The sequence below is a fragment of the Bradyrhizobium sp. CCBAU 45384 genome, from assembly GCF_028128665.1.
Taxonomy (GTDB): domain Bacteria; phylum Pseudomonadota; class Alphaproteobacteria; order Rhizobiales; family Xanthobacteraceae; genus Bradyrhizobium; species Bradyrhizobium manausense.
On record NZ_LBIZ01000112.1, the window covers coordinates 204763 to 218754 of the forward strand.

Genomic DNA, 13992 nt, shown 5'->3' on the forward strand with positions numbered 1-13992 from the left:
CCACCATGGACGCCATTCCGTCACTCGATGCCTACGAGCTCTCCGACCGCTACGATCGCGAGGAGGGCCGCGTCTTCCTCACGGGCACGCAGGCCATTGTCCGCATCGCGCTCGATCAGGTGCGACGCGACCGGGCGGCGGGGCTCAACACCGCCGGCTTCATCTCCGGCTATCGCGGCTCGCCGCTCGGCGGCATCGATCTCGAACTCTGGCGCATCCAGCAGCGGCTTGAGAAAGACCGCATCGAATTCCTCCCCGCGGTGAACGAGGACCTCGCGGCGACCGCGGTGCTCGGCTCGCAACAGGTGGAGACGCAAGGAGAGCGCGAGGTCGATGGCGTATTCGGGCTGTGGTACGGCAAGGGCCCCGGCGTCGACCGCTCTGGTGACGCGCTCAAGCACGGCAACGCCTACGGCTCCTCGCCGCATGGCGGCGTGCTGGTCGTCGCCGGCGACGATCATGGCTGCGTGTCGTCCTCGATGCCGCACCAGTCCGACGTCGCCTTCATGAGCTGGTTCATGCCGACGCTGCACCCCGCAAGCGTCGACGAATATCTTGAATTCGGCGAATATGGCTATGCGCTGAGCCGCTTCTCCGGCATGTGGGTCGGCTTCAAGGCGATCTCGGAGATCGTGGAGTCAGGCGCCTCCGTCGCGCTGCGCCCGCCGCGGCTTTTTCGCACACCCGACTTCACGCCGCCGCCTGATGGACTGCACTATCGCTGGCCCGATCTGCCGGGCCCGCAGATCGAGGAGCGGCTGGAGGCGAAGAAACACGCGGTGTACGCCTTCGCAAAAGCCAATCCGATCGATCGCCACATCTACGACATTCCAAACGCCACCTACGGCATCGTCACCACAGGCAAGGCGCATCTCGACCTGATGGAGGCGCTGCGGCTGATGGGCCTCGACGAGGCGGCCTGCCGCAGCATCGGCATCGACATCTACAAGGTCGGCATGGTCTGGCCGCTGGCGCTGCACGACGCCATGGATTTCGTGAAGGGCAAGCGCGAGATCCTCGTGGTCGAGGAGAAGCGCGGCATCATCGAGAGCCAGTTCAAGGAATATTTTTACGACTATCCCGGCGCCAAGCCCGAGCGCATGGTCGGCAAGCATGACGAAAACGGCGCACGACTGATCTCCTGGATCGGCGAGCTGTCACCACGCGCACTGGCTGGCGTGCTCGCCCGCCGGCTCGATCCGATGTTTCCAGGGCTCAATCTTGCCGCGCGTGCGGCCGCCCTGATGCCGGAAGCTGCGCGCACGATCAACGTCTTGGGCGCAACACGTACGCCGTATTTCTGCTCGGGATGCCCGCACAACACCTCGACAAAAGTGCCCGAGGGCTCAAAGGCGCTGGCCGGCATCGGCTGCCATTTCATGGCGAGCTGGATGGACCGCGAGACCTCGTCGCTGATCCAGATGGGCGGCGAGGGCGTAAACTGGGCGGCATCGTCGCGATTTACCGGCCACAAGCATGTGTTCCAGAATCTCGGCGAGGGCACCTATTACCACTCCGGCTCGATGGCGATCCGTCAGGCGATCGCTGCGAAAGCCAACATCACCTACAAGATCCTGTTCAACGACGCGGTCGCCATGACCGGCGGCCAGCCGGTCGATGGCCCCGTCAGCGTCCAGGCGATCGCGCACAGCGTCCGCGCCGAGGGTGTGACGCGCATCGCGCTGGTGTCGGACCACCCCGCGCAGTTCTCGCCGGCCAACCTACCTGATGGCGTCACCATCCATCCGCGCGAGGAAATGGACGCGGTGCAGCGCGAGCTGCGCGAGGTCTCCGGCGTCTCGGTGCTGATCTACCAGCAGACCTGCGCCACCGAGAAACGGCGGCGGCGCAAGCGCGGGCAGATGGCCGATCCCAAGCGCTTTGCCTATATCAACGACCTCGTCTGCGAGGGCTGCGGCGACTGCTCGGTCGAGTCCAACTGCCTCAGCGTCGAGCCGAGAGAGACCCCGTTCGGCCGCAAGCGACAGATCAACCTGTCCGCCTGCAACAAGGACTTTTCCTGCCTTAACGGCTTCTGCCCGAGTTTTGTCACGGTCGAAGGCGCGACGCGGCGGAAGAAGAGCGCCAGCCAGATCGACGCGATCGGCCGCGCCGCCATGCTTCCCCTCCCCTCTTCCGCAACACTCAATCGGCCCTACGACCTGCTCGTGACCGGCGTCGGCGGCACCGGCGTGATCACGGTCGGCGCGCTGATCGGCATGGCCGCTCATCTCGAGCGTCGCGGCGTCTCGGTGCTGGACTTCACCGGCTTTGCCCAGAAATTCGGTCCCGTGCTGAGCTACATCCGCCTGGCCGCAAGCCCTGAGGCGCTGCATCAGGTCCGTATCGACCAGGGTGCAGCCGACGCGCTGATCGGCTGCGACCTTGTGGTCAGCTCCTCGCCCAAGGCCTCCGGCACCTATCGCCGCGGCACGCGCGCGGCGATCAACACTGCAGAGATGCCGACAGGCGACGTCGTCCGCTTCCGCGACGCCGATCTCGCCTCGCCTGCGCGCCTGCGCGCAATCCGGCAGGTCATCGGCAACGACAATGTCGACAGCATCGATGCCAATGCGCTCGCCGAGCGCCTGCTCGGCGATGCCGTTTACGCCAATATCATCATGCTGGGCTTTGCCTGGCAGCGCGGACTGGTGCCGGTCTCGCTATCGGCGCTGCTGCGGGCGATCGAACTCAATGGTGTCGCGATCGAGCGCAACAAGCAGGCCTTTGCGTGGGGCAGGATCGCTGCCGCCGATCCGGGCTTCCTGCCGCAGACGAATGAAGCGCCGAAGGCCGAGACGCTCGACCAGATCATCCTCAGACGCTCCGATTTCCTCACGGCCTACCAGGATGACGCCTACGCGGCGCACTACCGGGCGCTGGTCGGAAAAGTCCGCGAGGCCGAAGCCGGGCTCAACAGCGAGGCGCTGACCGAAGCCGTCGCGCGCGCCCTGTTCAAGCTCATGGCCTACAAGGACGAATATGAGGTCGCGCGTCTGCACATGCAAAGCGGCTTCCTCGATGAGCTGAGGCGCGAATTCGAAGACGGCTTCAGCGTGCAGTATCACCTCGCGCCGCCATTTCTGCCGTCCGGTCACGACGCGCGCGGCCGCCCGCGCAAGCGCGCTTTCGGCCAGTGGATCCAGCTGCCGCTCGCGGTATTGGCGCGGCTCAAGGCGCTGCGCGGAACGCCGTTCGATCCGTTCGGCTATGCGGCCGAGCGGCGAACCGAGCGCGAGCTGATTGCCTGGTACGAGAGCATCATCGCGCAAATGCTCGGCAAGCTCGACGCAGCGCATCTGCCCGATCTCATCGCCGTTGCCAAAGCGCCGATGGAGATCCGCGGTTATGGGCCGGTGAAAGACATCGCCATCGCGAAAGTGAAGCCCGAGGTCGAGCAGCTGCTTGCGCGTTTGGCCACATCTTCGCCGCCGAAGATCCGCGCCACCGGCTGACGCTCTTGTAGGGTGGGCAAAGCGCAAGCGTGCCCACCATTTCCATCAATCGGAAAAGATCGTAGGCGCGGCGCAAGGGCGCCTTTGCCCACCCTACGGCACTGATGTCTGCGTCTTACGAATACGGATTGATCAGCTTCTGCTGCTCGGCGCTGTGATGCACCAGCATGTCGATGAAGGTCCTGACCTTCGCCGACAGATGATGGCGATGCGGATAGACCGCGTTCATCGACAGCTCGACGGTCCGGTATTCCGGCAACAGGCGCACGAGGCGGCCTGCTTCAAGGTCGTCCTGAATGAGAAAACCGGCCATCAGGCAGACGGCGGCACCTCCCAGTGCGACCTTCCGCAGCGCTTCTCCGCTGTTGGTGACGAAGCTGCCTGAAATGCGCACCGACGCCGGTGCACCCTTGCGATCGAGGAAGCGCCACTCGTCGCCAAACGGATAGTTCAGGTGACGACCGCAATTATGCGCGGTGAGCTCGTCGAGCTTCCGCACCCGGCCGTGCTTCTCAATGTAATCGTGGGAACAGCACAGCACGTGACGCCAGGTGGCGAGGCTCCGCACGATCAGGCTCGAATCCGGCGGCGGGATCATGCGCAGCGCGACGTCGTAGCCTTCCTCGATGAGATCGACGTCGGCTTCGCCCATGCGTAGATCGACCTTGAGCTCCGGATAGGCCGACAGCAGCTTCGCCACCACCGGCGCCACGAATGGCACCATATGGGTGGCGACGTGGATGCGCAGCGTGCCGCGCGGCACCGACTGCAATTCGCCGGCGATGTCGTCGGCCTGTTCGATATCGGCGAGGATCTGGACGCAGCGGTCGTAATAGGCCTTGCCGATTTCGGTCAGGTTGACCTTGCGCGTGGTGCGGTGAAGCAGCCTCACCCCGAGCCGCTCCTCCAGCGCCTGGACGTGATTGCTCACCATGGTGGTCGACATGTTGAGCTTGCGGGCTGCTGCGGAGAAACCGCCGGTCTCTGCCACCCGGCTGAACACTTCAATGCTGGTCAATCGGTCCATGGCACCACCTCGGCAGCAATCGCGCGACAGGAACGGCAATCGCTCTGGGGCAGTCGCGAGCCTCACCCGATAGAGATCAGGCACCAAGCCGGCGGCCCCGATTATCCACCCTGAATGGATAATCCTTCCAGAATTTTGCCAATTATCACTTGCCCCGGCAAGACCGATAGTCTCAGCGAGCCGACCGGAGAGCGCCATGTCTGAAATGCCCCGCACCGAGACCTTCCAGCAAGCTACTGAAATTACGCGTGATTACGCCAAGGCGCCGGCAACAATCGCGGCCCGCAAGATGGTTCGACGCGCGGCCCTGATACTCGCGCTCCTCGCCGGCGCTGCAACCACGGCCTATTACGGGCACGACTACTGGACCACCGGCCGCTACCTTGAAACGACCGATGACGCCTATGTGAAGGCGGATTCCACCATCATCGCCCCGAAGGTCTCCGGCTATATCGCGAAGGTGCTGGTCGGCGACAACGCGAAGGTCAGGGCCGGCCAGGTGCTGGCCCGGATCGACGACCGCGACTTCAAGGCAGCGCTCGGCCAGGCCCGCGCCGACGTTGCGGCAGCCGAAGCCTCCGTGCGCAACCTCGACGCCCAGCTCGAGCTGCAACAGCCTGTGATCGCGCAGAGCACCGCCGACGTCACGGCTGCCGATGCGAATCTGAAGTTTGCGCAGGAAGAGCGGGCCCGCTACGACGAGCTCATGAAGTCTGGCTCCGGCACGATCCAGCGCGCGCAGCAGACCGATGCGGCGCTCCGCGCCAGCAACGCGCAATTGCAGCACGCCCAGTCGGGCCTGGTTGCCGCACGACGCAAGGTCGACGTGCTGACCACCCAACGTGCGCAGGCCATTGCGCAGCTCGATCACGCTCGCGCGGTGGCCGATCAGGCCGAGCTGAACCTGTCCTACACCGAGATTACCGCGCCTGTTGACGGCACCGTCGGCGCCCGCAGCCTGCGGGTTGGCCAGTACGTGCAGGCCGGCACGCAGCTGATGGCGGTGGTTCCGCTCGATGCGGTCTACGTCGTCGCGAATTTCAAGGAGACCCAGCTCACGCATGTTCGCGCGGGCCAGCCGGTCGAGCTGCACGTCGACAGTTTTCGCAATCGCACGCTGCATGGCCATGTCGACAGCCTTTCGCCGGCCAGCGGGCTTGAATTCGCGCTGCTGCCTCCGGACAATGCGACTGGCAATTTCACCAAGATCGTGCAGCGCGTGCCGGTGAAGATTGTGCTCGACGATCACAGCCTCACGGGCCTGCTGCGCCCCGGCATGTCGGCGGTACCGACGGTCGATACCAAAGCAACGGTAGTGGCCGAGCGCGAGACGGCCAAGCGCGTCGCCGACAACGCGCCGCGGCCAAACGGAGGCTGATGTCGCGGAGGGATTATCAAGTCCTGCCTGATGATCCTTCCCGGACTTCCCTTGTTGTCGAAACGTCCCGACCAACGCACCCTGTCTCCTATCAGAGACGAGGCTTCCATGAGCACGCTTCAACCGACACTCGATGCAGCATCGGCTGCCAACCTCCCGGCCCCGCAAGCGGCCGCCGCAACGCCTGTCGTCTCCGCGAAAACCTGGATCGCCGTGGTCGGCGCCACGCTCGGCGCCTTCATGGCGGTGCTGAACATCCAGATCGTCAACGCTTCGCTCGCCGACATCCAGGGCGCGATCGGCGCCGGCATCGACGACGGCGGCTGGATCTCGACGTCCTACCTGATCGCCGAGATCGTGGTGATCCCGCTGTCCGGCTGGCTCGCGCAAGTGTTCTCGATCCGCATCTATCTGCTGACCAACGCGATCCTGTTCTTGGGCCTGTCGGCAGCCTGCGCGCTGGCGCAGGACCTGCCACAGATCATCGTGCTGCGCGCCGTGCAAGGGTTTAGCGGCGGCGTGCTGATCCCGATGGCCTTCACGCTGATCATCACACTCTTGCCGCGCGCCAAGCAGCCGGTGGGGCTTGCACTGTTCGCGCTGTCGGCGACGTTCGCGCCGGCGATCGGCCCGACGATCGGCGGCTATCTCACCGAGAACTTTGGCTGGCAGTACATCTTCTACGTCAACCTCGTGCCCGGCGCGATCATGGTCGGCATGCTCTGGTATGCACTCGAGCCCAAGTCGATGAAGCTGTCACTGCTGCGCGACGGCGACTGGGCCGGCATCATCACCATGGCGATCGGCCTCTCCGCCCTCCAGACCGTGCTGGAAGAAGGCAACAAGGACGATTGGTTCGGCTCACCCTTCATCGTCAAGCTCAGCGTGATCGCAGCCGTGGCGCTGACCGTGTTCCTGATCATCGAGCTGACCGTGAAGAAGCCGCTGTTGAACCTGCGCCTGCTGGCCCGCCGCAATTTCGGCTTCGGCATGCTCGCCAATTTCCTGCTCGGCGTCGCGTTGTACGGCTCGGTTTTCATCCTGCCGCAATATCTGGCGCGCATCCAGGGCTACAATGCCGAGCAGATCGGCACGGTGCTGGCCTGGACCGGATTGCCGCAGCTGGTGCTGATCCCGCTGGTGCCGCGCCTGATGCAGAAGTTCGACGCGCGGATCATCATCGCCATCGGCTTCGTGCTGTTCGCCGGCTCGAACTTCATGAACATCTTCATGACCAACGACTACGCCGCCGATCAGCTACTCTGGCCCAACGTCGTCCGCGCCATCGGCCAGGCGCTGGTCATGGCGCCGCTCTCGGCGGTCGCAACATCAGGCATCGAAGCTGAGAACGCGGGATCGGCGTCCGGCTTGTTCAATATGATGCGCAACCTCGGCGGTGCCGTCGGCATTGCGCTCCTGCAGACCGTACTGACCAAGCGGGAGCAATATCATTCCAACGTGCTGATGCAGTCTGTCTCGGTGTTCGAGCAGGCCACCCGCACGCGGCTGGAACAGCTCACGCAGTATTTCATCAATCACGGCGTGCTCGACCGTGCGGATGCGTCGCATCGCGCCTATGTCGCGATCGGCCATATCGTACAGAAGCAGGCTTACATCCTCGCCTTCAGCGACACGTTCTATCTGCTCGGCATGGCGCTGATCGTGGCCCTGATCGCGGTTCTCTTCCTGAAGAAGCCCGGCCATGTCTCGGCCGGGGAAGCCCACTGACCCCAAGCCAAAGGAGAACGACCATGAAGCCCCGCATGAATTTCTACCAGGCCGCCCCCGATACGATGAAGGCGCTGATGGCGCTGGAAGAGCAGATCCAGTCGACCGGACTCGAGAAGTCGCTGATCGAACTGGTCAAGATTCGCGCTTCGCAGATCAACGGCTGTGCCTTCTGCATCAACATGCACACCGAGGACGCCCGTAAGCGGGGCGAGACCGAGCAACGCATCTATCTGCTCAACGCCTGGCGCGAGTCTCCGCTCTATACCGACCGCGAGCGCGCCGCGCTGGCCTGGACCGAGTCGGTGACGCTGATCTCCGAGACGCATGCGCCCGACGATGTCTATGAGCAGGTCCGTGCGCATTTCTCCGATGCGGAGACGGTGAACCTGACGGCGCTGATCGGCGCCATCAACGCCTGGAACAGGCTGGCGATCGCGTTCCGCGCGGTACATCCGGTGAAGGTGAAGGCGTCAGTGGCGTAAGCTCACCACAACGACGGTCTCGTAGGGTGGGCAAAGGCGCACTTGCGCCGTGCCCACCATCTCTCCATGCATTCAAGAAGACGTGGGCACGCTTCGCTTTGCCCACCCTTCGATAGCTACGGCAGCGGAGCGTACCGCCTAAACCGCCGTCGCCTTGGCGAACTCCACATAGATCTCGCGCAGGCGCGTCGCCATCGGGCCGGGCTTGCCGTCGCCGATCGTCTTGCCGTCGACGGCGATCACCGGCTGCACGAATGCCGAGGCTGAGGTGATGAACGCCTCCTTGGCGGCGAGCGCCTCGGCCACCGTGAAGGAACGCTCTTCGACGCGAAGCTGACGCTCCTGCGCAAGCGCGATCACCGCCTTGCGGGTGCAACCCGGCAGGATCGCGTTCGAATTCTGTCGGGTGACGATGACGTCGTCCCTGGTCAGGATGAACGCCGTGGACGATCCACCTTCGGTGACGTAACCGTCTTGCAGCATCCAGGCTTCACCGGCGCCGGCTTCGGCTGCGGCCTGCTTCGCCAGCACCTGCGCCAGCAGCGCCACGCTCTTGATGTCGCGGCGCTCCCAGCGGATGTCGGGGACCGTGATGACGTTGATGCCGGCCTTGGCCGAGGCGGCGTTGATAATGTCCTTCTCCGAGGTGAACATCACCAGGCTCGACTTGACGTCGGCCTTGGGGAACGGGAAGTCGCGACTCTTGTCGGCGCCGCGGGTGACCTGGAGATAGACGAGGCCGCTTTCGAGCTTGTTGCGGGCGATCAGCTCTTTCTGGATCTCGGTGATGCGATCGAGCGTCTCCGGCAGCCCGAGCTTGATCTCGCCGACCGACCGCTGCAGCCGCGCCAGATGCGAGGCGTTGTCGACCAGCTTGCCGTCCAGCACGGCCGAGACCTCGTAAATGCCGTCGGCGAACAGGAAGCCGCGATCGAGCACCGAGATTTTCGCGTCTGCGAGCGGGACGAATGAGCCGTTGACGTAGGCGATCGGGTCCAAGGCGGGTCTCCTGGCGGGAAGGGGGATTTGGGGCGCTTATACGCGAAACGGGGGCACCAAGCACCCTCGTTTCGTCATTCCGGGGCGGCGCGTAGCGACGAGCCCGGAATCCATCTCACGCCATGGACCGCCGCCCGATGGATCCCCCGGGATGACGACCGCTTAATGCGACAGAATCTTCGACAAGAACTTCTGTGCGCGGTCGCTTCTCGGCTTGCCGAAGAAATCGTCCTTCGGGGCGTCCTCGACGATCTCGCCGCGGTCCATGAAGATGACGCGGTTGGCGACCTTGCGCGCAAAGCCCATTTCGTGAGTCACGACCATCATGGTCATGCCTTCGCGGGCGAGATCGACCATGACGTCGAGCACCTCGCTGACCATTTCCGGATCGAGCGCCGAGGTCGGCTCGTCGAACAGCATCACGATCGGATCCATCGCGAGCGCGCGCGCAATGGCAACGCGCTGCTGCTGGCCGCCGGAGAGCTGTGCCGGAAATTTCTGCGCCTGCTCCTTCAGGCCAACGCGCTCCAGGAGCTGCATGCCCTTGGTGACCGAATTGTCGTGGGCCCGGCCCAGCACCTTCTCCTGCGCCAGGCAGAGATTGTCGATGATCTTCAGATGCGGGAACAGCTCGAAATGCTGAAACACCATGCCGACGCGCGAACGCAGCTTCGGCAGATTGGTCCTGGGATCGTTGACCTTGGTGCCATCGACACTGATGTCGCCGCTCTGGAACGGCTCCAGCGCGTTGACGCATTTGATCAGGGTCGACTTGCCCGAGCCCGAGGGACCGCAGACCACCACGACCTCACCCTTGGTGACGCTGGTGGTGCAGTCGGTCAGCACCTGGAAGGTCGGGCTGTACCATTTGTTGACGTGGCTGATTTCGATCATGACCGGCTTTACTCTAGCGGATGATGGCGATGCGCGCCTGGAGGCGGCGGACGCCGAAGGACGCGATACAGGAAATGGTGAAATAGACGATTGCGGCAAACAGATACATCTCGACCAGACGGCCGTCGCGCTGCGCGACCTTGCTGGCGGCGCCGAGGAAGTCGGTGATCGACAATACGTAGACCAGCGAGGTGTCCTGGAACAGCACGATGGTCTGCGTGATCAGCACCGGCAGCATGTTGCGGAACGCCTGCGGCAGCACGACGTAGCGCATGGTCTGCGCGTAGGTCAGGCCGAGCGCGCTGGCCGCGGCCGGCTGCCCGCGCGAGATCGACTGGATGCCGGCGCGCATGATCTCGGAGAAATAGGCCGCCTCGAACATGATGAAGGTGATCAACGAGGAGGCGAACGCGCCGACGCTGATGGGGCGCGACGCTCCGGTCAGCCACTGGCCGATATAGGGCACCAGAAAATAGAACCAGAAGATCACCAGCACCAGCGGCAGCGAGCGCATGAAGTCGACATAGACGCCGGCGATGCGGCCGAGCACCTTGTAGCCGGACAGCCGCATCAAGGCGATCGCCGTGCCGAAGACGAGGCCGCCGAGTGCTGCGAGGCCGGTCAGCATCAGCGTGAACGTCATGCCCTCGTAGAACAGGTAGGGCAACGCGCGGATGATGACGCCGAAATCGAAATTGCTGAACATGGCGCTATTTCCCCGTGATGTAGCCGGGGATCGCGACCCAGCGCTCGAGGAAGCGCATCGCGGTCACGACGACGGCGTTGACGAGGAGATAGAGGATGGTCGCGGCCGTGAAGGCCTCGAACACCTGGAACGAGAATTCCTGCATCGAGCGCGCCTGCCCGGTCAGCTCGATCAGGCCGATGGTGATGGCAACCGCGGTGTTCTTGATGGTGTTGAGAAACTCGGACGTCAGCGGCGGCAGGATGATCCGGAACGCCATCGGCATCAGGATGTAGCGATAGCCCTGCATGGTGGTCAGCCCGAGCGCGGTGGCGGCCATCTTCTGCCCGCGCGGCAGCGAGGAGATGCCGGCCTGCAATTGGATCGCGACACGAGCCGACATGAAGAAGCCGATACCGATCGCCGCCGTCCAGAACGGGGCGTTCGGCAATTGCTTCAGCCACAGGCCGGCGGGCTTCGGCAACAGCTCCGGCAGCACGAAGAACCACAGGAACAGCTGCACCAATAGCGGCATGTTGCGGAAGAACTCGACCCAGCAGAAGCCGAACCAAGACGCCGCCTTGGACGGCAGCGTTCGCATCACGCCGACGATCGAGCCGAAGATCAGCGCGATGATCCAGGCGAGCACCGCCGTCTTCAGGGTCAACACCAGGCCCGACAGCAGCATGTCGAGATAGGTGCCGGTCCCCATCGGATTCGGCTCGAAGAAAATTCCCCAGTTCCAATGGTAGTTCACGTGTCCCCCGCGCGAACGCGCCCGTCAGAGGTATCCCGGGCGCTTATGCAAATGTCCGGCCACTCCCTCCAGAATGGCCGGAATTTCTTACCTCTCCCCGCATCCGGCTTCGCCAAGGCTTCGGCGGACAAGAGCGGGGAGAGGCGAACGGCATCCTACTTGTAGTCGTCCGGATTCGGCGAGTCCGTCGGCTTGGCGAACTCGTTCTTCAGCTCGGGCGAGATCGGCGTGTTCAGGTTCAGGCCCTTTGGCGGGATCTTCTGGGTGAACCATTTGTCGTAGATCTTTTCGCCTTCGCCAGAGGTGTAGAGCGCAGCCGTTGCCGCATCGACCACCTTCTTGAAGGGCGCATCGTCCTTGCGCAGCATGATGCCGTAGGGCTCCGGCTTGGAGAATGCATCCTTGGAGATGGTGTAGTCATCGGGCGACTTCGAGCCGGCGACGAGGCTGGCCAGCAGGATGTCGTCCATCACGAAGGCGACCGCCCGATCGGTCTCGACCATCAGGAAGGCTTCGGCGTGATCCTTGGCCGGGATGATGTTGGCGCCGAGGCCCTTTGAGACATTGGCTTCGGTGAGCTGCTTGATGTTGGTGGTGCCGGCGGTGGACACCACCGTCTTGCCCTTGAGGTCGTCGATCGACTTGATGCCGCTCGACTTCTTGAAGACGTAGCGGCTGGCGGTCAGGAAGTGGGTGTTGGTGAAGGCAACCTGCTTCTGGCGCTCGGCATTGTTGGTGGTCGAGCCGCATTCAAGGTCGATGGTGCCGTTCGCCATCAGCGGGATGCGCGTGGCCGAGGTCACCGGGTTGAGCTTGACCTCGAGCTTGTCGAGCTTGAGCTCCTTCTTCACGGCGTCGACGATCTTGTAGCAGATGTCCATCGCGAACCCGACGGGCTTCTGGTTGTCGTCGAGATAGGAGAACGGGATCGAGGAGTCGCGGAAGCCGAGCGTGATGGCGCCGGTGTCCTTGATGTTCTTCAGCGTGCCGGTGAGCTCCTCGGCCCCAGCCTGGCTCACAGCAAAGGTGGCGACCAGCGCGAGGCCGATGTGACGGAAATGTTTCACTTTTTCTCCCCTTTCGGATGATGCGGCCGGATGCAAGCACATCTCGGGCCGGATTAGAATGTGACTTTTGGCTGGATGCCAGCTCAGGTTAACGGCCGCGGTAATTCGCCGAGATCCCAGAACAAGCCGGCCATGACCGTCAAGGCCTCTTCTGTCAACGGCAGCAGAATGTGCTCATTGGGCGCATGCTGGGAGCAGCCGGGATAGGAGTGCGGGACCCAGATCGTCGGCAGGCCCAGAATTTCCGAAAACACGTCGTTCGGCAACGAGCCGCCGAAATTCGGCAGCACCGCCGGCGCCTTGCCGGTGGTGTTGTGGACCGAGTCAGCCGCCCATTTGATCCAGGGGCTGTCAAAATCGGTGCGCGAGGCGGCAAAGCTCTGGCCCGCCCGCACCTCGACCATTGGAAAGCCCTTTGCGACGAGGTGCGCCCTGATAGCATCGATCAGCCCATCGACCTTGGTGCCGACCACGAAACGCAGTTGCAGCACGGCGTTGGCGTGGCCGGGAATGGCATTGGCCGGCTTCTCGATATTGCCCGACGACATCGCCAGCACTTCCAGCGTGTTCCAGGCATAGAGCCGCTCGGCCGCGGACAGCCCCTCCTCGCCCCAGTTCTCGGCAAGCTGCGGCTCGTCCGCGGTCGGCACCACCTGTACATCCGCAAGATAGCTGCGGATCTGGTTGGTCAGCCGCGGCGGCTTCAAGACCTCGAACTGGAGACGGCCATGGCCGTCGACCAGCGTCGAAATCGCATTGACCAGGATGGTCGCGGGGTTGGCGAGCACGCCGCCCCAATTGCCGGAATGGTTGCCGCCGTCGCGCAAATTCACATCCAGATGAATGCGGATGCCGCCGCGGCAGCCCAGAAAAAGAGTCGGTCGATCCGCCGATAGCCGCGGCCCGTCCGAGGCCATGAACAGATCGGCCTTGAGCGCATCGCGATTGAGATCGCAGACCTTGCCGAGATCGGGCGAGCCGATCTCCTCGCCCATCTCGACGATGAACTTGGCATTGAAGCCGAGCTTGCCGCCGCGGGCCTCGCGCACCGCGCGGAGCGCCGCCATGTTGATGCTGTGCTGGCCCTTGTTGTCGGCCGTGCCGCGGCCGTAGAGGCGAATGCCCGCCTTCGTCGTGCGCCAGGGATCGCGGCCCTCGCGCCATTCGCCTTCCATGCCGTCGACGACGTCACCATGGCCGTAGACCAGCACGGTCGGCGCGGACGCGCTCTCATGATGCTCGGCAAACAGGAACGGCGACTTGCCGCTCGGGGATTCGACGATGCGGCTCTCGAAACCGAGCGCGGCAAAGGCCGGTACCATCTCCTGTTCCAGATAGGCGCGCAGCTCGGGACCGCGCGAGGCGTTCTGGCTCTCGGTCTTGTAGGCGACGCGGCGGTCGAGTTCGGAGAGGAACGCACCGGATTGGAAGTCGTCCCGGGCGCGGGCGATGGCGTCGGCTCTGGTCATCAGTATCGTCTTCAACGTCCTGGAACGAGGCAGCGTAGCGGACTACGC

The 13992-nt window shown here is 63.9% G+C and carries 11 protein-coding genes; 4 read left to right on the forward strand and 7 right to left on the reverse strand.

Translation table 11 applies throughout. The annotated features are described in order from the left end of the window. The first annotated feature begins 5 nt into the window (after positions 1-5). Positions 6-3455 (forward strand): indolepyruvate ferredoxin oxidoreductase family protein, encoded by a 3450-nt coding sequence (locus XH80_RS24450; protein ID WP_271600750.1) that lies wholly within the window; start codon positions 6-8, stop codon positions 3453-3455. 115 nt (positions 3456-3570) lie between these two features. On the opposite strand, the gene XH80_RS24455 is transcribed toward XH80_RS24450, so the two are convergent. Next, positions 3571-4482: a LysR family transcriptional regulator gene (locus XH80_RS24455; protein WP_271600751.1), complete on the reverse strand. Its 912-nt coding sequence runs from the start codon at positions 4480-4482 to the stop codon at positions 3571-3573. A gap of 196 nt (positions 4483-4678) precedes the next feature. Here XH80_RS24455 and XH80_RS24460 point away from each other — a divergent pair, with 196 nt between their 5' ends. The 3 genes from XH80_RS24460 (at position 4679) to XH80_RS24470 (ending at position 8073) form a co-directional block, all read left to right on the forward strand. Further along, positions 4679-5860, forward strand: coding sequence for an HlyD family secretion protein (locus XH80_RS24460; RefSeq protein WP_271600752.1), 1182 nt, complete (start codon positions 4679-4681; stop codon positions 5858-5860). Between the two features lie 108 nt (positions 5861-5968). Then, on the forward strand, positions 5969-7588 hold the full coding sequence (locus XH80_RS24465; protein ID WP_271600753.1) for an MDR family MFS transporter: 1620 nt from the start codon (positions 5969-5971) through the stop codon (positions 7586-7588). Between the two features lie 23 nt (positions 7589-7611). Then, positions 7612-8073 (forward strand): carboxymuconolactone decarboxylase family protein, encoded by a 462-nt coding sequence (locus XH80_RS24470; protein ID WP_271600754.1) that lies wholly within the window; start codon positions 7612-7614, stop codon positions 8071-8073. A 138-nt stretch (positions 8074-8211) separates the two neighbouring features. Here the strand turns inward: XH80_RS24470 and XH80_RS24475 are convergent, their stop codons facing one another. From XH80_RS24475 to XH80_RS24500, 6 genes are all read right to left on the reverse strand, one after another. Then, the gene (locus XH80_RS24475; protein WP_271600755.1) at positions 8212-9072 is read right to left on the reverse strand and encodes a D-amino-acid transaminase; all 861 of its coding nucleotides are present in this window, start codon (positions 9070-9072) and stop codon (positions 8212-8214) included. Positions 9073-9234: 162 nt separating this feature from the next. Beyond that, positions 9235-9966 carry an amino acid ABC transporter ATP-binding protein gene (locus tag XH80_RS24480; RefSeq protein ID WP_271600756.1) on the reverse strand — a complete coding sequence of 244 codons (732 nt, stop codon included), beginning with the start codon at positions 9964-9966 and terminating at the stop codon, positions 9235-9237. A 13-nt stretch (positions 9967-9979) separates the two neighbouring features. Further along, positions 9980-10672: an amino acid ABC transporter permease gene (locus tag XH80_RS24485; protein ID WP_220002415.1), complete on the reverse strand. Its 693-nt coding sequence runs from the start codon at positions 10670-10672 to the stop codon at positions 9980-9982. A 4-nt stretch (positions 10673-10676) separates the two neighbouring features. Then, entirely contained in the window at positions 10677-11408 is a 732-nt protein-coding gene (locus XH80_RS24490) for an amino acid ABC transporter permease (RefSeq protein WP_271600757.1), read from the reverse strand. Between the two features lie 155 nt (positions 11409-11563). After that, entirely contained in the window at positions 11564-12517 is a 954-nt protein-coding gene (locus XH80_RS24495; RefSeq protein ID WP_430648648.1) for an amino acid ABC transporter substrate-binding protein, read from the reverse strand. Between the two features lie 41 nt (positions 12518-12558). Beyond that, a complete protein-coding gene (locus XH80_RS24500; protein WP_271600758.1) occupies positions 12559-13944 on the reverse strand; it encodes a M20 family metallopeptidase in 1386 nt (461 codons plus the stop codon). Between the last annotated feature and the right edge of the window lie 48 nt (positions 13945-13992).